The organism is Streptomyces sp. SID12488 (genome assembly GCF_010548275.1).
Taxonomy (GTDB): domain Bacteria; phylum Actinomycetota; class Actinomycetes; order Streptomycetales; family Streptomycetaceae; genus Streptomyces.
In genome coordinates this window covers 78,116-102,216 of record NZ_JAAGLT010000029.1, presented here as the reverse complement: position 1 = coordinate 102,216, position 24,101 = coordinate 78,116, and the positions used below count along the sequence as shown (strand labels likewise).

The window sequence follows — 24,101 nt, the reverse complement described above, 5'->3', positions numbered from 1 at the left end:
GGCGGCTCTCAGTCCTCCTCCAAGCCCCAGCTGTGGATGCGCCTCGGGTGGACACGGATCACTTCCTCGCTGAAGTGAGGGCCCAACTCGTGCGGGCCGGTGAGGAGTTCGGCCTCGCCCCGGATGTCGACGCCGCGCACCTTCCAAGGGCTCAGGCTCACCACGTCGTCGATGACCAGTGCCACCTTCGGGTTCTTCTCCAGGTTGCGCCACTTCTTGGTGGTGCCCATCGCGTAACCGCCGATGAGGATCGTCCCGTCGTCCTGCGGGAAGAAGCCGACGGGGTTCGCCTGCGGCTGCCCGTGAGGGTCGACGGTGGCGAGCCGACCCAGCCGCTGGGTCCGGAGATAGGCACGCTCGGCCGCGCTGAATTCGGTCATGCCGGAAGCCAAACACGGAGGCCCCGGCGGGCGCAGCGGAAACGCGGGTGTACGTGCGAACATACGTCCGTGCCGCCATGGGTGTGACATTGCGTTGGCGCGGCTCACCGCTCGGGGAACCATGCGCACATGACCCGCGCGATCATGGTTCGGCACACCCTCGCGGCCCTGGTGACCGCCCTGGCGCTCACCCCGCCCGCAGCGAGAGCCGACACGGGGAGCACCCCCGCACCGCCACCGCTTCCCTCTCCCTCCCTCTCCTCTTCGCCCGTCCGGGAAACCCCCGTTCCCCTTGTCTGGACCGGGACCTGGGAGACCGCACCCTCCGGAACCGTCGCCGCCAGGCCCGGCGCCTCCTACCGCAACGTCCTGCACGTCAGCGTCGGTGGCAGCGCGCTGCGCGTCCGCCTCACCAACCGGCTCGGGACCCAGCCCCTCCGCCTCGGTGCCGTCACCGTCGCCCTCCAGGAACCCGGCGAACCGAAGAGCCCGGACGCGGTGCCCGGCTCGATGCGTACGGCCACCTTCGCGGGCTCCTCCACGGTGACGATCCCGGCGGGCGAGGACCGGGTCACCGACACCGTGAAGCTCGCCGTACCGGCCGACAGCAACCTGCTCGTCACGGTCCACACGCCCGGGGACTCCGGCCCGGTGACCTACCACCGTACGGCCAAGCAGACCAACTTCCTTGCCCTGAGCGGCGATTGGGCCGCCGAGGAGAACGGCGACGCCTACACCAAGACCGTCGGCTCCTGGTACTACGTCACCGGCGTGGACGTCCTCGACGCACCCGCCGTCGGCAGCGTGGTCGCACTCGGCGACTCCCTCACCGACGGCGCCGGCACGACCACCGACGCCAACCGCCGCTGGCCCGACCGCCTGGCCGACCGGCTCGCCGCACTGCCCCCGGACCGCCGTCTCGGCGTCCTCAACGCGGGTATCTCCGGTAACCGCGTCCTCCTCGAAGGCGTCGGCCCGCGCGCCCTGACCCGCTTCGACGCCGACGTCCTCTCACGGACCGGAGTGCGCGCGCTGATCGTGTTCGAGGGCATCAACGACATCAACGGCACCCCCGAACAGACCGTCCCGCGCGCCTTCGTGGAGGCCTACAAGTCGCTCGTGAACCGCGCCCACGCCCGCGGCATCCGCGTCATCGGCGCCACCATCACGCCGTACGGCGGCCACGGCCGATGGAGCGAGGCCCGCGAGTCCGTACGCCGGCAGGTGAACACCTTCATCCGCACCGGCGGCATCTTCGACGCGGTCGTCGACTTCGACGCCGCCGTCCGAGACCCGGCGTTCCCGCACCGGATGCGTGCCGCCTACGACCCCGGCGACCACCTCCACTTCAACGACGCCGGCATGCGGGCCATGGCCGACCTGATCAACCTGGCGGACCTCAGGAGTCTGTGAGCCGTCAGGAGCCTGTGAGCCTCAGGCGTCCGTGAGCAGCGGCAGGCCCCAGCGCGGAGCCTGCGCGTTCGGCCGGACCGGCGCGATCGTCAGGTCCGGCCGGTCGCCCCGGGCCGTGACGATCGCCGACCCGCCCTTCCGCAGGGCGAGTTCGACCGTTCCCTCGCCGAGGTCCCGGTACCGCAGGGCGCGGCCCCGTCCGTCCCGTACCTCGACCCGGCCCGCGATGCCGTGCCGTACGACGCAGGGTGCGCCCGCCTCGCTGAGCAGCCGAACCCAGCGGGTGACACCGGCCTCCCGGACCGCGCTCAGCAGGAACGCCCCCTGCGTACGGAAGTCGTGCACCGTGAGATCCGCCCACGAGGCAGGCAGCGCCGGGAAGACGCGGATGATCCCGCCCCAGGACTGGCAGACCATGTCGTGCAGGGACTGGGCGGCCGAGAGAGGCGTCTCGATGACCGGGCCCGACTCCTTGTACATGGTGTTGGGCTGGATGAAGCGGGACATCAGTTCGCCCAGATAGGCGAGCGCGTCCTCGCCCTTGCCCAGCAGGGCCGACATCGAGGCGGCGCCGGTGAACGTATAGCCCTGAAGGGCGCCCTCGAAGCCCACCCAGTGCGCCAACGACCGCTCGATCAGGGCCCGTTCGTCCGGTGTGCGGCCGGTCAACTCGTACAGCGGGTAGACCGCGAGCAGATGCGAGTAGTGCCGGTGGGACTTCGCGAAGGGGATGTCCGCGCCGATCATGAAGCCGTTCGCGTCGGTCGGATACGCCACCCGCCGCGCGAGCACCTCGCGCCAGCGCGGGGCCAACTCGTCCTCGACGCTCAGCAGTTCGGCGGATTCGAGGAGCGTGCGGCAGCCCCAGGTGAGCAGCATCAGGTCGTAGTTGCAGTCGCGGGAGTTACCGCCGTACTCCGGGGAGAAGGTGGCAGGCAGGTGCAACTTCCCGTCCGGGCCCGGCTCAAGGAAGTGCAGGTAGTAGTTGATCGCCTTGCGGAGGAGCGGGTACAGGACGTCCCGCAGGATCCGCTCGTCCATGGTGTGGCGGTAGCTGAGCCAGACGTTGTGGAGGGCCCAGGTCAGGTTGCCCACCTCGGGAGTCGGCGGGTCCCGGCCGGGGATGCCCACGCCATAGCCCGTCAGGGTGCCGGCGGCGCCGTTGACGAGGTGGGGGTCGGTGGTGCGCGGGATGCCGAGCGAGTCGGCGCGGTACGGCTGCGCGGTCTCCTTGGCCAGGTTGTCCCGGAACTCGCTCAACGCCCTTGTCACGGCGTCGAGTTCGAGGTGGTTGGAGCCGTGGATCAGCCAGTACTCCAGCTGCACGTTGAGGTTCCACCAGGTGTTGGGCCAGGGGGTGGACTCCAGCCAGGGGCCGCAGGTCGCCATCACGGGCGCGTCCCGGCGGGCGGCGGACGCCGTCTTGTAGAGCTGGATCCAGTAAAAACGCTGGATACGGGCGTCGGGGAGGGACAGGAAGCTCCTGCGGTAGTAGGCGTGCCACCAGTCCCGGTGGGTCGACGCGAGTGCGGAGTAAGGGAGTTGGGACGCCTCGCGCACCTCCTTGACCGCCCGGCCGAGTGCCGTGCGCCTCGGATACGAGTGCGCCACATGTACGTACAGCGTCCGGCTCGTACCCCGGCCCGTCCGGCCGGTACCCCGGCCGCGTTCCCGCCACGCCGTCACGTGCTCGCCGCCCGCCAGCAGCGGCTGTACGGCGGTTCGGATGCCGTCGTGCTCGTCCAGCTGGGCGGGCGCGTTGCCCTGGTAGCCGTCCGGCAGCGGTTTGAAGGCGGCGCGCGGGCTGATCGCGTCGGCCGGATGGAACACCCACCGGAAGCCGCGTTCGCCCTCGCTCGGGGTGACCTCGACGGCGAGAACGGAGCGGTCGTTGTGCACCAGGGCCCGCAGGGCGAGGGTGCCCCGGTCGGTGGTCAGCGTCCCGGTGAGTTCGGCGTCGCGCAGACCGAGCCGCCAGTCGAGCCCGGTGATCGTGCCCACCGGCTCCAGCGTGAAGTGCCCGACGGGTAGCCGCGCGAGCCCGAAGAGAGAACCGAACTCGGGCCTGTGGTCCTGCACTTCGGAGTGCTGGACATTGAAACGGACGGCCTTGGTGGAAGCACCGGGCTCGGCGTAGATGCCGGAGCCGAGGAAGCCGTTGCCGAGGTACGGGCCCTCGTACCAGGTGGCCGGCATCCGCTGCCAGACGAGGTCGGCGTCGTCGAGGACGGTACGCCAGGGATCGTCGGAGGTGTGTTCACCAGCGTCGGCTGCCCGCGCCTGTGCGGGAAGCCCCTGGGCGATCAGCCCCCCGCCCAGGCCCAGGGCGGATCCGGTGGCGAGGACGGTACGTCTGGACGGGCTGGGCACGCTGCCTCCCGGCGGCTCGGATCACTGTGGCCTGGATCATTCGCCAACTCATTGATTCATCGGAGCTATCCCGAGATTCAACGTAGAGAAGAGGTGGATGACCGTCAACAAGATGGGAGAGATCCGATGTGTCAGCCCCAGAGTGTGGCGCCCAGCCACGCACCCGCGATCAGCAGGCAGGTGAAGAGTTCGATGAAGACGCTGGTGCCGCCCGCCCGCATCACCCGCCGTACCGCCGCCACCGCCTCGCTGTGCCGACCGAGCCGCAGCCGCTCGTGGAGATAGGCGCCGCCCACGAACCCGGGGAACGTGCCGAGCACGGGCAGCAGGAAGAAGCCGAGAAGAGCGCCGGCCCCGGCGTACACCGCCATCCGGGGGGTGGCGCCACCCGTGCGCAGTCGGCGCGGGGGCAACTGCCAGCGGATCACCTGGGACAGGAACAGAACGGCGGTCGCGCTCACCAGGACCCACCAGGAGACCGCCTGTGGAGCCTTCAGCGCCCACCACAGAACCGCGGCCCACACGAGCCACGACCCCGGCACCCCGGGCACCAGAACTCCGCACAGCCCGAACAGCATGACCACGCCGATCAGCAGGAGATCCCATGCTCCCATCTGCCCAGAGTGCCGGAGGATGCGGGAAACCGCAGGCCAGGAAGAGGGAGGGGGCCGTTGGTTCCGTCCCGGCGCCAAGGTGTCGCCCTCGTGAAGCACAGCAGAACCCAAGGGAGAGCGGTCACACTCGGTCTCGGCGGACCGGCACAGGTCACCCCGGCGTCGCCGGGCGGCTCTCCCGTGGGGGGTGGGGTCGTCCGGCGACTTGTTTCGTACGTTTGTCCGGCATGTCATCCGACACGCCGTCGAACACGCCGTTCATCACGGAACACCCCGCCGGATTTTCCGGATGCCCCGTTTTCAACCGGCCCATCCGGTGGACAATTGAGGTCATGAGCCAGCAGGGGGAGAGGTCCACCGGTCACGAGGACGACTGGTGGGGGCAGCTGTACGACGACTCCACCGAGGACACCGGGCCCACGGCCGCGGGCGACTCCCTGGACGACCGGTTCGCCTCGGCGTCGGGCACCGTCGACACCACGAAGGCCGACGCGATTCCGGGGCGGGACGGGCGGGACGGGGGAGGCGGGGCGTTCGGGCGAGAGCCCGTGCCAGGGAATGCCTCCGGGGCCTCCGAGGGCTCCCGGGCCTTCGACGAGTGGGACGAGTCGGTAACGGGGGCTCCGCCACAGCTGCCGCCACCGCCCTCGCGTCCCGTGCCGCCTCCGGCCCCCACGTCCCCTCCGAAACCGGCGTCGCCTCCGGTCCCCTCACTTCCGCCGCAGCGTGACGGTGTCCCCCATGGGACGCGGGACGCGGCTTGGAGCAGGGAGCCCGGGCAGCCCCGCGCCCCCTGGGAGCCGCCGGCCGCCATGCCCCCGAGCCCCGCGTCCTTCCCGCCCGGCCCCAAGCCGCCGGGCTTCCAGGACCGTACGCAGCCGCCCGCGCCCGGCGCCGCGTTCGTGGACGAGGGCGGCAGCGGCGCCGCGGGTGGTTTGACGGCCCGCGAGAGCGTCCAGGGGGCAGGTGCCGACATGACGGAGGCCACGGACGCCGTGCGGGACGCCCCGCCGCACTCCGCCCCACGCGACGCCACCCCAGCCGATCTCGCCGATCCCGCTCAGGACGGTTTCCTGGCCGAGTCCTCCTTCCTCCGGCGCCCGGTCCGCCGTACCCCCACCCGCCGGGACGTCTCCGCTCTGCCGCCCGAAACGGCGGAGCCGCCGAAGAGCCCCGACCTCACCTCCTCCGTCCTGACCGTCGGCGAGTCTCCCGCCACCGTCGATCACGTCGGCTCAGGTCCCCCCACCTACGCCCCCGAACCCACCGCCCTCCCGCCCGCCGACCCCGACGACCTGGGGGACCTCGTCGCGGACACCGTGCTCGACGGGGCGCAGTACGGCGCCTGCACACTCCGGGCCGTCTCGCTGCGCGGGGACTCCGCGCGGTTCCGGGGTGAGCCCCGCCGCGACTCGCTCCTCACCGCCCGCTTCGGATCGGGCGACCACGCGCTCGTCCTCATCGCGATGGCGACCGGCGCCCGTGCCACACCCGGCGCACACCGGGCCGCCGCCGAGGCGTGCCAGTGGATCGGGCGCGCGGTGGGACGCAGCCATGTACGGCTCGCCGAGGACCTCCGTGCCGCCCGGCGCGGTGACCTCAAGTCGGGGCTGCACCGGCTCACCGACCGCAGCCTCGGCAAGCTCAGGGCGAGCGCCGCCGAGCAGGGCATCGCGCCCGAGGAGTACACCGCGGGCCTGCGCTGCCTGCTGCTCCCCGCCGACCCCGACTGCCGTACGCGCGTGTTCTTCGGTGTCGGCGCGGGCGGACTGTTCCGGCTCCGGGACGGCGAGTGGCAGGACATCGAACCGCGTGTCACCGAGCTCCCGGCCGGTGAGCCCGTCGTCGGATTCGGTTCGCCGCCCCACGAGACCCCGGACGGCGACCGGCTCACCATGGACCTCGGCATCACCACACCTCCGAGCCCGTACGAGCCCGCCCCCGAACCGCCCCGCGAACCCTTCCGGTTCCGCGCCTCGGTCGGTCGGCCCGGGGACACGCTTCTGCTGTGCACCGGCGGCCTCGCCGAGCCGTTGCGCGGTGAGCCCGAACTGTGCGAGTACCTCACGGGGCGATGGTCCGGCGGCACCCCGCCCGGCCTCGCCGCGTTCCTCGCGGACACCCAGGTGCGGGTCAAGGGATACGCGGACGACCGTACGGCCGCCGCCGTCTGGGAGATGTGACGGGGCGTAACGGGATGCACGGGAAGGGGCTGCTCAGTCCGTGCGCGGGACCCACTCGCGCATCGAGTACCAGTAGCGGGGCAGCCCCTTGATGCCGCTGGTCCGGAACGGGCGGCCCTCGTCGTCGATGCGGACGGTGCCGGTGCGGCCCTGGGAGGACCAGTCGAGCTCCAGGTACCAGCGGCAGTCGCAGGTCACGGTCCGGGCGGTGACCAGCAGCACCTCCGGGTCCTGGGCGGAGACGCGGTAGGGGAAGCGCACCGCCGGGATCGGCGTCCCCACGTCGTTGCCGGGCGTCGAGCGGGCGACGGGCCGGTCCTTGTCGAGGTCGACGGAGAAGTACCGGGGAGTGATCGAGCCGCCGCAGCCCTGGTCCATGGAGTACGCGGTGCCCTCGGCGGGAGCGCTCCGACCGACCACCCGGACCCGGAGCGCCTCCAGGACCACGGCCGTCGAGGTCCGCCCCTGCACCGAGATCTCGACGTTGGTGTCACCTCCGTGCACCGCGTGCTGGCTCGCCGCCCAGGGAGCGGCGTCCTGCGCGGGAGGCGGCGGAGGGACCTCCGCCGGTGACTTGGCGATGACGTAGTCGTGGCCGCAGCCGAGCGACCAGGCCTGGGAGTTCGCGGTCCAGGTGATCGGCGCGGGGGAGACCTTGCTCGGCACCGGGGCAGGGGTCGGCGTCGAGGAGGGGGTCGGGGATGCCTTGGACGGGGAGCGGTCGGTGGACAGGGCCGACAGACCGCCCAGCGTGCCAAGGGTGGCGAGGAGCGTGCCGGCCACGGCCGTGGTGACCGCGATCCGGCGGTGGCGGTACCAGGGGCGCCGGGCAGCGGGACGGCGGCTGACAGGAGCGGACACGTCCGGGGCGACAGGCTCCGCGGGGGCGCCGTCCTCCGCATCGGGTGCGCTCGGGTCGGACGCACTCGGGTCGGACGGCCCCGGGTCGGCCAACGTGTCCGGGTCCGCGGGCGTACGCGGTTCCACGGGGGTATGCGGCTCCGCGGGCGTACGTGCCCGTTGCCGGGCCGCCACCGCCAGGATCCACCGGCGGTGCAGCTCCACGCGTTCCTCCGGCGACGCCCCGCACAGCGCGGCGAACCGCTCCACCGGGGCGAAGTCCAAGGGGACCGTGTCACCGGAGCAGTAGCGGTGCAGCGTGGAGGTGTTCATGCCCAGGCGCCGGGCCAGTGAGCCGTAGCTGCGGTCCGTACGTCCCTTCAGCAGCGTCAGCAGCGTCGCGAACTCCGCCACGTCGTCGTCGTACGTCGACACACCCTTCCCCCGTCCTCAGCTGATCCTCGTGTCCCGGAACGGTGTCCCAGGCACTCCATATACCTGCACGTCAGAGGGGATGGGATGGTTCCACCGTCGTGGATCGCGTGTCGGCGGTTGCGGTTGCTCCGGGTGGCGGCGGATGCTTTGGACGTCGCACCGACCGCTGCCGGACCGACCATCTGGCGCGGCGACATCCGACAACACCCAGCAACCCAGACCCGTGCACAGTCGTGCACCCATATACGGGGGACACCCATGCTCACTCACGATGTCCAGGCCGCCGCCGCCACCTCCACCGGGGCGACCAGGTCCACCCGGGCCGGCCTGCTCACCGCGATTTCCGCGATCACCGCCCTCGCCGCGGCCGGACTCGGCCTGGCGGCCCCGGCCGATGCCGCCGCGAAGGCGAGCGCCCCGACTCCGCCGAAGTTCCTCTCGGCCTCCGAACTGCCGCCGCACCGCAGCTCCGCCTGGACGGCGGACCGGGTCAAGGACGGGGTGCCGGACCAGCTGAAGTTCTGCTTCGGCAAGGCGCTGCTGGGCTACGACTCCCGCTACCGCGAGTTCCGCACCGAACTGGACACCGGCGCCGTCCAGCTCACGCTCGTTGTCGCCAGCGAGGCCAAGGCCAAGGCTCTCGCCGAGCGCCTCAACAAGGACATGCGCTCGTGCGCCAAGCGGATCGAGCAGGCCGACCCCGAGATCGAGGCCGAGTCCAGGGACTACGGCACGCTCGCGGTGGAGGAGGGTGCGCACGTCTACGGACTGCACACCGAGACCTCGTACGGCGCCACCGACATCCACCTCCTGTCGGTCGGCCGGGACGGGCGCGCCGTCACGGTCGTGGAATGGGGCCAGCTGGGTGACTTCAAGGGTGCCCCGGTGAAGGCCTTCAAGAAGACGACGACCACGGCGGTCAAGAAGCTCTACTGACCGGCAGTACTGACCAGCCAGCCATACCGAGCCGGTTCAACCGACCAGCTGTACCGAGCCGGTTCCAGCGACCAGCAGCTCAACTGATCATCGACTGATCACTCACGGGGAGAACACCGAAATGCACCGCCGCACCATCTCTCGCCGGCCCGCCCGCCGTGCCGTCGCCCTCGCCCTCGGTATCGCGGCCGTCACCGCCCTTCCGCTGGGGCTGACCGCCTCGGCCGAGGCGACCCAGGCCAAGCCCGCCGCCTCTGCGCCCCGGACGGTGACCGGCAGCCCGTCCGACTCCGTGACGCGAATCGCCGACTTCTACGGCGCCTACATCGACGCCCAGAGCGGTCCCGCCGACGGCGGAAAGCTCGCGGCCGAACTCCGCAAGTTCTACATCCACCCCGACTACCTGAAGAAGCTGGTCGCCTGGGAGGCGAAGAACCACGCGGACGGCGTCCTGCGCGCCCAGAACGTCCCCGTCCGCTGGACGGTCACCGACAACGGCACCGCCGACTACACGGAGGTCGGCATCACACTGACCTGGGGCTCGGGGAGCACCACCAGCACCACCAAGCTGGTCGTCGACATGACCCGCGACCACCGGATCATCAACATCGGCACGAAGGGCATCGGCGGGAAGTGACCTACGGCGGGATCGGTAGCCCGCACTGGACAGTTCGGCCGATCCACCGCCCTCACGCGCCCGTCCACGACTGGACGGGCGCGTGAACTGTCGCAGCGTCCGCTCCAAACGCCCCTCCAGCAGCGCCCATCGGGTGCGACCGAGGTCCTGATCCGGCCAGGAACGGTCCAACCAGCCCCGTACATCCGGTCGTTGAGAATTCGACATGACTGCCGTGTTCAGGTCGGGGGCATGGATCCCGTGAACGCGTTCGATCAGGAGGGGACAGCGAACCGGAGTCCGGGCGGGGGTCATGAAGAGGCAGGCGCGAGGAGGTGGTCCCGTGGTCATCGGGGCCTTCTCGGCGAAAACAGCGGAGGAAACGACCGAGAACGACCACTACGACCACTACGACGACAACCACGACGACAACTACGACGGCAACGCCATCGGCGATGACGACGGCGTGCACCGGGGGGAGGCGCCGCAATTGAGGCGCAGGCTGGGCTGTTCGGATCTACGGGAGGTACCGGAGGCCCGCAGGGCACTGCGTGAGCTGTTGCGGCACTGGGGGAAGCCCGGCAGTTCGGAGATAGCGGAACTGCTCACGAGCGAGTTGGTCACCAACGCGCTGGTCCACACCGACCGTGACGCGGTCCTGACGGCCACCGTCTCGCCGCGCGGATTACGCGTGGAGGTACGGGACTTCGTGGGACGTAGGCCGAGGATGCGTGCACCGAACGCCAACGAGAGTACGAATGGCAGAGGCCTGGTTCTGGTGGAGTCCCTCGCCGACGCGTGGGGAGTGCGGGCGCACGGCGTGGGCAAGGCGGTGTGGTTCGAACTGAACGGGGGCGCGGCCTGAACAGGCCACGCCCCCATGTCGGTAGCGCTCGGTTCGCGCTCAACCCGTGTTCAGCGGTGCTGCTCAGCCGTACTGCTGCTCGAGGTCCCGGAGCTTGCGCTCCAGGGAGTCCAGGCGGGGCAGGGCCATCGTGTCGTCCTCCGCGGTGAGGTCGACAGTGATCGAGTCGGTGCTGCCACGAACGGGCTGGAGGGAGGGACGGGCGCGCAGAGGCAGCTGCTCCGCGGAGGCGGATATGGCAGGCTCCGAGGTGACCTGGGCGGGCGCCCGCTCCACCTCGACCTGCTGACCGCCACCGCCGCCACCGCCGCCGAACGGGCCGCGGTGGCCCCGGCTGATCGCCTTGAGGTGCGCGCGCTCGGCCCGCTCCTGCTCACGCCGGCGAAGACGCGTCTGCTCCTTCTGGCGCTTGTCCTCGCGTACCTCGTCGACCGCTTCGTCCAGGCTGCGTACACCCTCCAGGAGCATCAGCGACCAGGCCTTGTACGTCTCACGGGGCGCCCGCGCCCAGCGGACCATACGGATCTGCGGCAGCGGACGCGGCACCAGACCCTGCTCGCGCAGCGCGGCCCGGCGGGTCTGCTTCAGCGCGCGGTCGAAGAGCACCGCGGCGGACAGGGACATGCCGGCGAAGAACTGCGGGGCACCCGCGTTGTCGAGACCACGAGGTGCGTGCACCCAGTTGAACCAGGCAGCCGCGGCTGCGAACAGCCATACGAGTATCCGGGAGCCGAGGGCCGCGTCACCGTGGCTGGCCTCGCGCACCGCGAGCACGGAGCAGAACATCGCCGCTCCGTCCAGACCGAACGGGACAAGGTACTGCCAGCCGTCGGTGAGGTTCAGGTTCTGCTCGCCGAAGCCGACGAGGCCGCGGAACGAGAGCGCTGCGGCGACCGCCGCACTGCAGAAGAGGAGCAGGTAGGACGCCGAGGCGAAGATGGCTTCCTTGCGCCTGCGGCGCTCTTCGGTGCGCTCCCACGAGTCGTCCTGGCTCGCTTTCGTCCCCGAGGAGCGCTTGCCGCGCGCCAGCACCGCCACCGCCGCCAGCACGCCCAGGAGCAGTACGGCGCCCGGAAGCAGCCAGTTAAGCGATATGTCGGTCAGTCTCATCTGGGGTCCCTTGCATTGGGATAGGGCGTAACGCCCGCCATAGTGGCCCAATCCCCTCAGCCCTCAGGGGGTTTCGGGGCAAGAGGCCGCCTAAGGGGGTGCAAGGGGATGCTCAGGGCGACATTCTGCTCGAACTGCCGCTTGAGGGGCGGGAGTTGAGTTCGAATAAGACTACCCGTACGGGTGGTTCCTCGGAAAGTTCCTGCGACAAGTGAGGAACTTGTGAAGTGACCGTAACGTTGGGGAGCCCCAGTCGAACGTGATCTTACGGCGGCGATCCTACGGCACGCCGTGGCCGCCGTCCGGGGAGGGGGTCAATTGCTGAGGATGCCTCAACTCACGGCAGTGGCCGTCAGCTTGGCCGCGCGGGCGTTGTCGCAGGTGCGCGGGCAGTTGTCGCACATCTCGGCCGGGCGGATCGTGTAGAAGAAGCAGCAGCTCGCCCGGTCGCGGGTGGGCGGGGCGGCGCTGTCCGGCCCGGTCGTGTCCCGGAAGCCCGCCGACCCGACGAACGGCCGGGTGGGGCCGGAGCCCGGCAGCAGCAGCTCCAGCTCTCGCCGTGCGCGGTCCGCCTCGCCGACGACCTGTCCTATGTAGTGCAGGCCTTCCACGACGTCGTCGGTCACCACGCCCCACAGGGCCCGGCCGCGCCGCCGCATCCGCGGCCCGAAACCGCCGAGCAGGGGTTCCAGATGCTCGGTGAGCGCCGCCCGCACCTCCCCGCGCAGTGCTTCCTCGTCACCGACGACCCGGGCGCCGGGCAGGGCCGCCGCCGGGTCGTCGGGCAGACAGGCGAAGGCGCCGGTGCGGACGCGGAAGCGCCCGTCGACGCGGTGGTAGGAGACGTCCTCGACGGGCAGCCGCGGCACCCGGCGGTGCAGGAACCAGGGCACGGTGATCAGCAGGCAGGCGGTCCACGCGTACCGGTGCAGCCCGAAACTCGCGACGACGTCCGGGCGGCCCCGCTCGCCGTAGTCCCGCAGCACCTGCTCGTCGTCCCAGGCGAGGAAGGAGTCGAGGTCGCCGTCCCCGGCCGCGAGCCCGGCGGCCCGGACCCATCCGGCGCCGCTCGGGTGTGCCTGTCCGGGGCCCAGCTCGACGACGGTGGCGTGCGGGTAGGCATCGGCGAGCCGGTCGTACGAGTCCGCGACGGCGGAGCGGGTCTGTACGGGAGCGGACATGTCGGGACCACCGCATCTCGATAGATCACTGGATCGCTGGGCAACTCGGAAGGTCAAAGGTAAGGCTTACCTTACTCATCATGCCCGCGATGTGATCGGGATTTAACACCGGATCCGGCTGAGATTCGGCCTGGATCCGGCCTGTATCCGAACCTGGAGTCGAATCGGGATTTGAACTGACGGAATGTGCGCCTATGGTGCTTGACGGGCGAGTAACAACCCGCCGCAATGACCCCATGTGCCGTCAAGGTGCCATCTAGCCCGAAGGAGGCCCCCGTGCAGCAGGCCGGCCCACAGGGCGCGCACGGCTCGCCCGAGACGAGGGCGCCGGCTTCGCACCCGGGTGCCGTACGCGTTCCACCGCAGGCCACGGCCGCGGACGTGGACCGAGCGTGGGGCCCAGGGGTGAGCGGTCCGACGGCTCGCGGAACCGCGGGTACGGGTGTGCCGGCCGACGGCGCCCGGGGTGAGCACACGCACAGTGAGCAGCCGATCCCGTTGCCTCGTGCGGCACAGTCCCGCCCGGCGCAGGCGCGTCCCGTCGTCCAGCGTTCCTCCGTGCGCGGCCAGATCCTCGACGCGCTGCGCGCCGCGCTCGTCGGGGGCGAGCTCGCACCCGGCGAGGTGTACTCGGCCCCCGCGCTGGGTGACCGCTTCGGGGTGTCCGCGACGCCCGTCCGCGAGGCCATGCAGCAGCTCGCGATGGAGGGCGCCGTCGAGGTCGTCCCCAACCGGGGCTTCCGCGTCGTGGAACGCGGCGCCCGAGAGCTGGCCGAGCTGGCCGAGATCCGGGCCCTGCTCGAACTTCCGGTCCTGCTTCGCCTGGCCCGCACGATGCCCGCCGAACGCTGGACGGAACTCCGCCCCCTCGCCGAGGCGACGGCCCACGCGGCGTCCACCGGCTGCCGGGCCACCTACGCGGAGACCGACCGGGCCTTCCATCGGGCGGTCCTGTCCCTCGCCGGCAACACCCAGTTGGTCCGGATCGCCGACGACCTCCACCGCCGCGCCCAGTGGCCCCTGGTGGACACGAAGGCCGACACGAGCCGATCGGCCCTCATGGCCGACGCGGCAGACCACGGCACTCTGCTGGACGCCTTGGCGGCAGGGGACGTGTCAGTGGTCCAGTCGCTGGTGCGGAACCATGTGACAGGCGCTCACTGAACCGACACTGAAGGGGCGCGGGGCTGTGTCTGATGTGCGGCTCCGCCGCGTGGGCGCGACAAGCCACAACGTACCCGCACTCGCCCCACAACCGCACTGCCCCCTACAGTGGGCGCAACTACGCAGATGCCGCCGGCGGAGCCAACTGCCGCGCCAGCCAGGTCGGTACGCCCCCGAGCAACCGGAACAGCCGCCCCGCCTCGGCCCGCAGCCGCGAAGCCTCCGGCTCGGACTCCGCGTCGGCGAGCGACGCCAACGCGGGCGCCGTCCCGACCAGATACCCCAACTCCTCCCGAATCCGCAGTGATTCACTGAACCCGTGCCGCGCCTCCGCCAACTCCCCCTCGCGCAGGGCGAGTCCAGCCAGATGACGCCACGTGAACGACAGCAGCAGCGGATCGGCGTGCGCGGTCGCCCCCGCGTGTGCCCGCCGGTACGCGGCCCGCGCCGCCTGCGGAGAGCGCGCCAGGTTCTCGGCCAGCAGCCCCCGCCGGAAGTCCAGCACCGCCCGCCCGGAAGCCCCCGGCGGGATCAGCGCCGCCGCCCGCCCCAGCGCGGCCCGCGCCTCGTCGGCCCGGTCCCGTACCCCGAGCAGGGTTGCCGCGTAAGCCAGTTGCCCGCGCTCACACGCCGCCGCGCCTCGCTCGTCGTCGCTCTGGGCCACCGCCTCCGCCGTACGGAGTGCGTCCTCGGCCTCTCCCCAGCCCTGCTCGGTGTACAGGCACCGCTCCACGAGCAGCGCGGCCCGCTGGAGCGAGGCGTCGGCCGTGCTGGGGTCGAGCAGCGCCGCCGCGTCCGCCCAGCAGGCGCGTGAGCGCAGCCGCCATACCGCGGTCTGGAGCGGATCGTCCCCAGAGGTCGTTCCCGAACCAGACATGGCGGTGTACGCCACGTTGCCCTCCCCGAGCACGCCATCGAGCCTGTTGAGTGGTGGCGGCATCTCAGCACGAATCCTGGTGCCGGGCCAAGGGGATGGGTGAAAGAATTCACAAAGTCGGGGAAGAATGGGTGCCCTGGTTGCCGCGCGACCGGCCCCACCCGGCGCGTGCCAGGACCGCACGCCCCGGACCCCTGGCAACGCACACCTCCCTGGGCTCAGCTCATCCGCAACGCCAGGAAGAAGTCCAGCTTGTCCTCCAGCCGCGACAGGTCACGGCCCGTCAACTGCTCGATCCGCCCCACTCGGTACCGCAGCGTGTTGACATGCAGGTGCAGCCGCGCGGCGCACCGCGTCCACGAGCCGTCGGACTCCAGGAACGCCTCCAGCGTCGGGATCAGCTCGGCCCGGTGACGCCGGTCGTAGTCCCGCAGGGGGTCGAGGAGGCGGGCCGTGAAGGCGCGGCGGACGTCGTCCGGGACGAACGGGAGCAGAAGCACGTGCGAGGCCAGTTCGTGGTGGCCCGCCGCGCACACCCGGCCGGGGCGAGCCCCGGCCACCCGGCGGGCGTGCCGCGCCTCCTCCAGCGCCCCGCGCAGCCCCTCCGCCGAGTGCACGGCCGCGCTGACGCCGATCGTGAGCCGCCCGTCGTCGTCCAGACCCGCCGACAGCGGGTCCCGTACGGCGGTGAGCAGTTCCTCGGCCAGGATTCCCGCCTCCGAACCGTCGTGCTCCGACGACACCGCCGGCAGCGGTACGAGGGCGATCGCCTCGTCCCCCGTATGGGCCACGGCGATCCGGTCGGAGTGCTCCGGGCCTGTCAGGAGCGGGTCGACAAGGATTTCCTCCAGCAACGCCTGGGCCACCGGGCCGCCCTCGATCCCGCCGCCCGTCCAGTCCACGCGGGCCACGACGACCTGCCAGTGCGGGGCCGCGCCGAGGCCGGGCAGCAGAACCGGCGCGGCGACCCGCAGCCGGGCCGCGATCTCGGCGGGCGCGGCGCCTGTCTGGACCAGATCCAGGACCTCCTGGGCGAGCCGTCGCCGCACCACGCGTGCCGCGTCGCGCCGGTCGCGCTCGACCGCGATCAGCTGCGTGACGCCCTGGAGCAGATCGAGTCGCTCCGCCGGCCAGTCCCCGGCGTCCGCCTCGACGGCGAGCAGCCAGTCGGACAGCAGGGTCTCGCGTACGTCCCGGGAGCCGCCCGGCGCGGCGGCGCGGCTGTTGCCGCGTACGGGGAAGAGGGAGTACGTCGTGCCGCCCACCGTCACCCGGTGGGGGCTGAGCGCATGTCGGCTCCCGGTGCGGGCCGCCGTCAGGTGCTCGGCGGCCAGCGCCGCGCACACGTCGGAGGCCGGGGCGGGGCCGGAGACCTTCGAGCCCGCGATGAGCCGTCCGGCGGGGGAGAGGACCCAGGCGCCCAGGTCGAGGTCCGAGCCGAGCAGGTCCAGGACCACGTCGGGGCCGCCGCCCGCCAGGCCCGAGGTCATCATCCGCCGGTGCCGCTCCACGACCGCCGCCAGATCTCCGGCGCGCTCACCGGACACCTGCCGGACGACGTGTTCGGTGATCGTTGCGAACGCGACCGACTCGTGCACCGCGAACAGCGGCAGCCGATGCCGGGCACAGGCCGCGATCAGGTCGTCCGGGATGTTCCCCAGCTCGGCCTCGCCGGCGCCCAGGGCCGCGATCCCGGCCCCCGCCACGAGCCGTACGAACGCCTCGGAGTCCGCGGGGTCCCGGCGCCAGGCCAGGCCCGTGAGCACCAGCTCGCCGCCCGAGAGGTAACGGCTGGGGTCCCTGAGGTCGGTGGTCATCACCCCGCGCACGGTGCGGTCCAGCTCGTCCTCGCCGCCGAGCAGCGTGAGGCCCAGCGCGTCGGTGTCCAGCAGTGCGCGCAGCCGCATTCTCGTCGCCGCCGTTCTGTCTGCGAGCCGCGCTTTTCCGCCTGCGCGGCGATCACTGTTTCCAGGGAAAATCAGAGAGGTTACTGATGGCCTCTGTTCATACGAATCTACAAGACGATCGCCCTGGCCAGCCAACTCCTTCATGGTTTCCGTGACTGACCCGGGCGGAGTACAGCCCTGTGTACTGGCTACACCGCACGTGAACAGCGCATGAACGAGCCATTCGCACGACCCGCGGGGACGATCCACGGGTACTGCCCACTGGTACTGCCCACGGGTACGACTCACGCGACGAAGAGGAAAAGAGCCGGTCATGGACTTCCTTCGCCCCGCCAGCTGGGGGGAGGCGCTCGCCGCGAAGGCCGAGCACCCCACCGCTGTGCCGATCGCGGGCGGCACCGACGTGATGGTCGAGATCAACTTCGACCACCGCCGGCCCGAGTACCTGCTCGACCTGACCCGTATCGGAGATCTCTACGAGTGGGAGACCGGCGAGCAGAGCGTGCGGCTCGGCGCCTCGGTCCCGTACACCCGGATCATGGAGAGCCTGCGCGGGGAGCTGCCGGGCCTGGCCCTCGCCTCGCACACGGTTGCCTCCCCGCAGATCCGCAACCGGGGCGGCGTCGGCGGCAACCTCGGCACCGCCTCCCCGGCCGGCGACGCCCACCCGGCGCTCCTCGCCGCGGGCGCGGAGGTCGAGGCCGAGTCGGTACGCGGGACCCGGCTGATCCCGATCGACGACTTCTACACCGGGGTGAAGCGCAACGCGCTCGCCCCCGACGAGCTGATCCGCGCCGTCCACATCAACAAGGCGGACGGGCCCCAGCAGTACTCCAAGGTCGGCACCCGCAACGCCATGGTCATCGCGGTCTGCGCCTTCGGGCTCGCGCTGCACCCGTCGACCCGGACCGTCCGTACGGGGATCGGTTCGGCGGCGCCCACACCCGTCCGGGCCAAGGCCGCCGAGGAGTTCCTGAACGCGGCGCTCGAAGAGGGCGGCTTCTGGGACAACGGGAAGATCATCACGCCGTCGGTCGCCAAGCAGTTCGCCGACCTGTGCGCGGGTGCCTGCAACCCCATCGACGACGTCCGGGGCACCGCGAGCTACCGCCGCCACGCGGTCGGCGTGATGGCCCGGCGCACGCTGACGTGGACCTGGGAGTCGTACCGCGGCACGGACGGCCGGACCCACCAGAAGGGGAGTGTCGCCTGATGCGCGTCAATTTCACGGTCAACGGCCGTCCGCAGGAAGCGGACGACGTGTGGGAGGGCGAGTCCCTGCTGTACGTCCTGCGGGAGCGGCTCGGGCTGCCGGGCTCCAAGAACGCCTGCGAGCAGGGTGAGTGCGGTTCGTGCACCGTCCGCCTCGACGGTGTACCGGTGTGCTCGTGTCTCGTCGCGGCGGGACAGGCGGAAGGGCGCGAGGTCGTCACGGTCGAAGGGCTCGCCGACTACGCCAGACAGCGTACAGAGCACGGTAGTTGCGGAACGGGCCCCTGCGGTACGTCACTTGACGCGGCCAAGCAGTGGCAGCCCAAGGGCTCCACCGACTCCCAGACCGGTGAGGGGACCGAACTGGCCCCCATCCAGCAGGCGTTCATCGACGCCGGCGCCGTCCAGTGCGGGTTCTGCACACCCGGTCTGCTGGTCGCCGCCGACGAGATGCTGGAGCAGAACCCCACCCCGACCGACGCGGACATCCGCGAGGCGCTGTCGGGCAACCTGTGCCGCTGCACGGGCTACGAGAAGATCATGGACGCGGTCCGGCTCGCGGCGGCCCGACAGGGAGAGGCGGTCTGACATGCCCGGCAAGAACGCTCCCCTCGGGACCCCCACCAAGGTCACCCAGGGCTCGAAGACCAAGGGTGGCATCGGCGAGTCGACGCTCCGCCCCGACGGCACCCTCAAGGTCACCGGCGAGTTCGCCTACTCGTCCGACATGTGGCACGAGGACATGCTCTGGGGCCAGATCCTGCGCTCCACGACCGCCCACGCCGAGATCGTGTCCATCGACACGGCCGAGGCCCTCGCGCTGCCCGGCGTGTACGCGGTCATGACGTACGACGACCTGCCGACCGACGTGCGGAACTACGGCCTGGAGATCCAGGACACCCCCGTCCTCGCCCATGGCAGGGTCCGCCACCACGGCGAACCGGTCGCCATCGTCGCCGCCGACCACCCGGAGACCGCGCGCCGCGCGGCAGCGAAGATCAAGGTCGAGTACCGCGACCTGCCGGTCGTCACCGACGAGGCCTCCGCGACCGCGCCGGACGCGATCCTCCTCCACGAGAACCGCACCGACCACCACGTCGGTCACGTCGACCACCCGAACATCGTCCACCGTCAGCCGATCGTCCGCGGCGATGTCGAATCCGCCCGCGCACGCGCCGACTTCATCGTCACCGGCGAATACACCTTCGGCATGCAGGACCAGGCGTTCCTGGGCCCGGAGTCCGGCCTCGCGGTCCCCGCCGAGGACGGCGGAGTCGACCTCTACATCGCCACCCAGTGGCTGCACTCCGACCTGCGCCAGATCGCGCCCGTGCTCGGCCTGCCCGAGGACAAGATCCGGATGACACTGTCCGGTGTCGGCGGCGCGTTCGGCGGACGCGAGGACCTGTCGATGCAGATCCACTCCTGCCTCCTCGCCCTGCGCACCGGCAAACCGGTGAAGATCGTCTACAACCGTTTCGAGTCCTTCTTCGGCCACGTCCACCGGCACCCCGCGAAGCTCACCTACGAGCACGGGGCCACCAAGGACGGCAAGCTGACCCACCTGAAGGCGCGGATCGTCCTCGACGGCGGCGCGTACGCCTCCGCCTCCCCGGCGGTCGTCGGCAACGCGGCCTCGCTCGGCGCCGGCCCGTACGTAGTCGACGACGTCGACATCGACTGCATCGCCCTCTACACCAACAACCCGCCCTGCGGCGCGATGCGCGGCTTCGGCGCGGTCCAGGCGTGCTTCGCCTACGAGGCCCAGATGGACAAGCTCGCCGACGCGGTGGGCATGGACCGGGTCGAGTTCCGCCGTCTCAACGCCATGGAACAGGGCTCGCTGCTGCCGACCGGGCAGGCCGTCGACTCCCCGGCCCCGGTCGCCGAACTCCTGCGCAGGGTCAAGGCGATGCCCCTCCCGCCGGAGCAGCAGTGGCTGGCGGCGGGTGAGGCGGCGGACGTACGGCAGCTGCCCGGCGGCCTCTCCAACACCACCCACGGCGAGGGCGTGGTCCGGGGCATCGGCTACGCGGTCGGCATCAAGAACGTCGGCTTCTCCGAGGGTTTCGACGACTACTCGACCGCCCGCGTGCGTATGGAGGTTGTCGGCGGCGAGCCGGTGGCCACGGTCCACACGGCGATGGCGGAAGTGGGCCAGGGCGGGGTCACCGTCCACGCCCAGATCGCCCGCACCGAGCTGGGCGTCACCCAGGTGACGATCCACCCGGCCGACACCCAGGTGGGCTCGGCCGGTTCGACCTCGGCCTCCCGGCAGACGTACGTCACCGGCGGCGCCGTCAAGAACTCGTGCGAGCTGGTGCGGGAGAAGGTACTGGAGGTGGGGCGCCGCAAGTTCGGCTCCTACCACCCGGCTTGGGCGACGGCGGAACTGCTGCTGGAGGGCGGCAAGGTCGTCACGGACGCCGGGGAGGTCCTCGCCGACCTGGTGGACGTCCTGGGCGACGAGTCCGTCGAGGTCGAGGCGGAGTGGCGGCACCGGCCGACCGAACCCTTCGACCTCCGCACCGGCCAGGGCTTCGGACACGTCCAGTACTCGTTCGCCGCGCACCGGGCCGTCGTCGAGGTCGACACCGAACTGGGCATGGTCAAGGTCATCGAACTGGCCTGTGCACAGGACGTCGGCAAGGCGCTCAACCCGCTGTCGGTCGTCGGCCAGATCCAGGGCGGCACGACTCAGGGCCTGGGCATCGCGGTGATGGAGGAGATCATCGTCGACCCGAGGACGGCCAAGGTGAGGAACCCGTCCTTCACGGACTATCTGATCCCCACCATCCTCGACACTCCGACCATCCCGGTCGACGTCCTCGAACTGGCCGACGAGCACGCCCCGTACGGCCTCCGAGGTGTCGGCGAGGCCCCGACCCTGTCGTCGACTCCGGCCGTCCTGGCGGCGATCCGGAATGCGACGGGTCTGGAGCTGACGAAGACTCCGGTACGCCCGGAGCACCTCACGGGTACGGCGTAGGCGGTTCGTTGTCGGGTGCGGGCCGGTGGGGGCTGTTCGCGCAGTTCCCCGCGCCCCTAAAGGCAACGGCCCCTGCGGGCCGAAAAGCACGGGGCGCAGCCCCTGCTTTTCGGGGGCGCGGGGAACTGCGCGAGAAGTCCCACCGGCCCGCACCCGACAACGCACACCGCAAGTACCCCATTCGCCTCGGGCCGTCCCCCGGGTCGTGCACCTTCCAATCCCCTATGAACCTTGGGAGTCGGCACACATGACCCAACAGTCACTGGAGTCGAAAAGCCGCACACAGGACCCGGCGGCCCCCGACCGGTCCTCACTCGACCGCTACTTCCAGATCACCGCCCGCAAGTCCACCCCCGGCCGGGAGATCCGCGGCGGCATCACCACCTTCATGGCGATGGCGTACATCCTGCTCCTCAACCCGCTGATCCTCTCCGGCAAGGACGCCGCCGGAAACACCCTCGGCCAGCACGCGCTGATCACCGCCACCGCCCTCGCGGCGGCCCTCGCCACGCTCCTCATGGGCTTCCTCGGCAAGGTCCCCCTCGCCCTCGCGGCCGGCCTGTCCGTGTCCGGCGTACTGTCCTCGCAGGTGGCGCCCGTCATGACCTGGCCGCAGGCGATGGGCATGTGCGTGCTGTACGGCGTGGTCATCATGCTGCTGGTCGTCACCGGCCTACGCGAGATGATCATGAACGCGATCCCGCTGGCGCTGAAGCACGCGATCACCATGGGCATCGGCCTGTTCGTCGCGCTGATCGGCCTGGTCAAGGCCGGTTTCGTCCACCAGGGCACGGCAACTCCCCTCTCCCTCGGACCGACCGGCGAACTCGCCGGCTGGCCCGTGCTGTTGTTCGCCGCGACCCTTCTCCTGATCGTCATGCTCCAGGCGCGCGGCACCCCCGGCGCGATCCTCATCGGCATCGTCAGCGGTACCGTCCTTGCCGTCGTGCTCAACGCGACGGGCGTGATCGACCCGAAGCAATGGGCCGGCGGCGCACCGGAGTTGCACGGCAGCGCGGTGTCGATGCCGGACTTCTCGCTCCTCGGGGGCGTCGAGTTCGGCGGCTGGGGGAAGGTCGGGGCGATGACGGTCGGCATGATCGTGTTCACCCTCGTCCTCGCAGGCTTCTTCGACGCGATGGCGACGATCATCGGCGTCGGCACGGAGGCCGGGCTCGCCGACGACAAGGGCCGGATGCCGGGCCTGTCCAAGGCGCTGCTGATCGACGGCGCGGGCGGGGCGATCGGCGGCGTCGCCGGCGCGTCGGGCCAGACGGTCTTCGTGGAGTCGGCGACGGGCGTGGGGGAGGGTGCCCGGACGGGCCTGTCCTCCGTCGTCACCGGCCTGTTCTTCGCGGCCTGCCTCTTCTTCGCCCCGCTGACGGCGATCGTGCCCGGGGAGGTCGCGGCGGCAGCCCTGGTGGTGATCGGCGCGATGATGATGTCGAACGCCAGGCACGTCGACTGGGCAGACCGCGCCACCGCCGTCCCGGTCTTCCTGACCGTCGTGATCATGCCGTTCACGTACTCGATCACGGCGGGCGTCGCGGCCGGCGTGATCTCGTACGTCGCCATCCAGGTCGCGCAGGGCAGGGCTCGGGAGATCGGCGCCTTCATGTGGGCCCTGACAGGCATCTTCTTCGTCTATTTCGCCCTCCATCCTCTTGAGGGCTGGCTGGGCGTGCACTAGTCGAGCAGCCGAGCCCCGCAAGCCCTTCCGTACAATTGTTGTCGAGGAGACCGAGATGCTGGACATCGCCGAAGAACTGCACCGGTGGGTCGAGCAGGGGCGCGACTTCGCCGTGGCCACCGTGGTGGCCGTGAGCGGCAGTGGCCCCCGCCAGCCCGGTGCCGCCCTCGCGGTGGACACCGACGGCACGGCGATCGGCTCGGTCTCCGGCGGCTGTGTGGAGGGCGCGGTGTACGAGCTGTGCCAGCAGGCCCTGGCGGACGGCGAGTCGGTCCTCGAACGCTTCGGCTACAGCGACGACGACGCCTTCGCCGTGGGCCTGACCTGCGGTGGAGTCATCGACATCCTGGTGACGCCGGTACGGGCGTCGGCGCCGGTCCGTGCCGTGTTCGCCTCGGCTCTGGCCGCCGCCGCGAGCGGGGAGGCGGCGGCCGTGGCGCGGATCGCCTCCGGCCCGGGAGAGCTGCTGGGCCGCGCCCTGCTCGTCGGCCCGGACGGCTCGTACGAGGGTGGCTTCGGCGCCCACCCGGAGCTGGACCGCACAGTGGCCGCCGAGGCGCGCGCCCATCTCGACGCGGGCCGAACCGGCACCCTGGAGATCGGAGAGCGGGGCTCTCGTTGCGGAGCACCGCTCACGGTCCTGGTCGAGTCCTCGGTGCCGCCGCCCCGCATGATCGTGTTCGGCGCGATCGACTTCGCGTCGGCGCTGGCCCGCATGGGCAAGTTCCTCGGCTACCACGTGACGGTGTGCGACGCCCGCCCGGTCTTCGCGACGCCCGCCCGTTTCCCCGAGGCCGACGAGATCGTCGTCGAGTGGCCGCACCGGTACCTGGAACGGACGGCCGTGGACGCCCGTACGGTCCTGTGCGTCCTCACCCACGACGCCAAGTTCGACGTACCCCTGCTTCGGCTCGCACTGCGGCTGCCGGTGGCGTACGTCGGCGCGATGGGCTCCCGCCGGACCCACCTGGACCGGAACGAGCGGCTGCGCGAAGTCGGCGTCACCGAGCTGGAGCTGTCGCGGCTCAGGTCACCGATCGGGCTGGACCTCGGTGCTCGTACGCCCGAGGAGACCGCGTTGTCCATCGCGTCGGAGATCGTCGCCAACAGGCGTGGCGGGAGCGGGGTTTCGCTGACCGGGGCGCACACTCCGATCCACCACGACGGGACGTCCACGGCGCTGGGGCGGATCGGGTCGGTCGCCTGACGCTACTCGAACTCCGTTCGCAAATAGCCGAGTTGGACTTTACGGGTGGAGTTACGGATCGAGACCGGCTCCGACTCCCACCGCCTTCGGGCCGCCGAGGCCGAGCACTGGA

19 protein-coding genes are annotated in these 24,101 nt (G+C 71.2%); 11 read left to right on the top strand and 8 right to left on the bottom strand.

The features are described 5' to 3' along the window. Positions 1-8: 8 nt before the first annotated feature. Positions 9-380, bottom strand: coding sequence for a PPOX class F420-dependent oxidoreductase (locus G3I56_RS33515; RefSeq protein ID WP_164415658.1), 372 nt, complete (start codon positions 378-380; stop codon positions 9-11). Between the two features lie 129 nt (positions 381-509). On the opposite strand from G3I56_RS33515, the gene G3I56_RS33510 reads away from it, so the two are divergent. After that, the gene (locus tag G3I56_RS33510; RefSeq protein WP_164415656.1) at positions 510-1,793 is read left to right on the top strand and encodes an SGNH/GDSL hydrolase family protein; all 1,284 of its coding nucleotides are present in this window, start codon (positions 510-512) and stop codon (positions 1,791-1,793) included. Between the two features lie 21 nt (positions 1,794-1,814). Here G3I56_RS33510 and G3I56_RS33505 read toward each other — a convergent pair whose 3' ends face one another. Together G3I56_RS33505 and G3I56_RS33500 are read right to left on the bottom strand one after the other, a co-directional pair. Further along, the gene (locus G3I56_RS33505) at positions 1,815-4,163 is read right to left on the bottom strand and encodes a Tat pathway signal sequence domain protein (RefSeq protein WP_164415654.1); all 2,349 of its coding nucleotides are present in this window, start codon (positions 4,161-4,163) and stop codon (positions 1,815-1,817) included. A gap of 131 nt (positions 4,164-4,294) precedes the next feature. After that, positions 4,295-4,777: a DUF456 domain-containing protein gene (locus G3I56_RS33500; protein ID WP_164415652.1), complete on the bottom strand. Its 483-nt coding sequence runs from the start codon at positions 4,775-4,777 to the stop codon at positions 4,295-4,297. 332 nt (positions 4,778-5,109) lie between these two features. Between G3I56_RS33500 and G3I56_RS44275 the strand changes: the two genes are divergently transcribed. After that, positions 5,110-6,960 (top strand): protein phosphatase 2C domain-containing protein, encoded by a 1,851-nt coding sequence (locus tag G3I56_RS44275; protein ID WP_164415650.1) that lies wholly within the window; start codon positions 5,110-5,112, stop codon positions 6,958-6,960. Between the two features lie 33 nt (positions 6,961-6,993). On the opposite strand, the gene G3I56_RS33490 is transcribed toward G3I56_RS44275, so the two are convergent. After that, on the bottom strand, positions 6,994-8,235 hold the full coding sequence (locus G3I56_RS33490; protein WP_164415648.1) for a helix-turn-helix domain-containing protein: 1,242 nt from the start codon (positions 8,233-8,235) through the stop codon (positions 6,994-6,996). A 258-nt stretch (positions 8,236-8,493) separates the two neighbouring features. Here G3I56_RS33490 and G3I56_RS33485 point away from each other — a divergent pair, with 258 nt between their 5' ends. From G3I56_RS33485 to G3I56_RS33475, 3 genes are all read left to right on the top strand, one after another. Next, entirely contained in the window at positions 8,494-9,171 is a 678-nt protein-coding gene (locus G3I56_RS33485; RefSeq protein ID WP_164415646.1) for a hypothetical protein, read from the top strand. A 121-nt stretch (positions 9,172-9,292) separates the two neighbouring features. Next, on the top strand, positions 9,293-9,808 hold the full coding sequence (locus tag G3I56_RS33480) for a hypothetical protein (protein ID WP_164415644.1): 516 nt from the start codon (positions 9,293-9,295) through the stop codon (positions 9,806-9,808). Between the two features lie 427 nt (positions 9,809-10,235). After that, positions 10,236-10,652, top strand: a complete 417-nt coding sequence (locus G3I56_RS33475; protein ID WP_343240125.1) for an ATP-binding protein — start codon at positions 10,236-10,238, stop codon at positions 10,650-10,652. Positions 10,653-10,715: 63 nt separating this feature from the next. On the opposite strand, the gene G3I56_RS33470 is transcribed toward G3I56_RS33475, so the two are convergent. Further along, entirely contained in the window at positions 10,716-11,762 is a 1,047-nt protein-coding gene (locus G3I56_RS33470; RefSeq protein ID WP_164415642.1) for a DUF2637 domain-containing protein, read from the bottom strand. Between the two features lie 332 nt (positions 11,763-12,094). Then, positions 12,095-12,943, bottom strand: coding sequence for a (2Fe-2S)-binding protein (locus G3I56_RS33465; RefSeq protein ID WP_164415640.1), 849 nt, complete (start codon positions 12,941-12,943; stop codon positions 12,095-12,097). A 276-nt stretch (positions 12,944-13,219) separates the two neighbouring features. On the opposite strand from G3I56_RS33465, the gene G3I56_RS33460 reads away from it, so the two are divergent. Further along, on the top strand, positions 13,220-14,107 hold the full coding sequence (locus tag G3I56_RS33460; protein WP_343240122.1) for a GntR family transcriptional regulator: 888 nt from the start codon (positions 13,220-13,222) through the stop codon (positions 14,105-14,107). Positions 14,108-14,225: 118 nt separating this feature from the next. Here the strand turns inward: G3I56_RS33460 and G3I56_RS33455 are convergent, their stop codons facing one another. Both G3I56_RS33455 and G3I56_RS33450 read right to left on the bottom strand, forming a co-directional pair. Continuing rightward, complete coding sequence (locus tag G3I56_RS33455; protein WP_164415692.1) at positions 14,226-14,999, bottom strand: hypothetical protein; 774 nt, start codon at positions 14,997-14,999, stop codon at positions 14,226-14,228. 203 nt (positions 15,000-15,202) lie between these two features. Further along, complete coding sequence (locus tag G3I56_RS33450) at positions 15,203-16,891, bottom strand: PucR family transcriptional regulator (protein ID WP_164415636.1); 1,689 nt, start codon at positions 16,889-16,891, stop codon at positions 15,203-15,205. Positions 16,892-17,204: 313 nt separating this feature from the next. Here G3I56_RS33450 and G3I56_RS33445 point away from each other — a divergent pair, with 313 nt between their 5' ends. The 5 genes from G3I56_RS33445 (at position 17,205) to G3I56_RS33425 (ending at position 23,989) form a co-directional block, all read left to right on the top strand. Then, entirely contained in the window at positions 17,205-18,104 is a 900-nt protein-coding gene (locus tag G3I56_RS33445; RefSeq protein WP_164415634.1) for a xanthine dehydrogenase family protein subunit M, read from the top strand. Next, the gene (locus G3I56_RS33440; protein ID WP_164415632.1) at positions 18,104-18,691 is read left to right on the top strand and encodes a (2Fe-2S)-binding protein; all 588 of its coding nucleotides are present in this window, start codon (positions 18,104-18,106) and stop codon (positions 18,689-18,691) included. Before G3I56_RS33445 ends, G3I56_RS33440 begins: the two co-directional genes overlap by 1 nt. Position 18,692: 1 nt before the next feature. Next, positions 18,693-21,092 carry a molybdopterin cofactor-binding domain-containing protein gene (locus G3I56_RS33435; RefSeq protein ID WP_164415630.1) on the top strand — a complete coding sequence of 800 codons (2,400 nt, stop codon included), beginning with the start codon at positions 18,693-18,695 and terminating at the stop codon, positions 21,090-21,092. Positions 21,093-21,339: 247 nt separating this feature from the next. After that, complete coding sequence (locus G3I56_RS33430; protein ID WP_164415627.1) at positions 21,340-22,782, top strand: NCS2 family permease; 1,443 nt, start codon at positions 21,340-21,342, stop codon at positions 22,780-22,782. Between the two features lie 55 nt (positions 22,783-22,837). Next, on the top strand, positions 22,838-23,989 hold the full coding sequence (locus G3I56_RS33425; RefSeq protein ID WP_164415625.1) for an XdhC/CoxI family protein: 1,152 nt from the start codon (positions 22,838-22,840) through the stop codon (positions 23,987-23,989). The last annotated feature ends 112 nt before the right edge of the window (positions 23,990-24,101 follow it).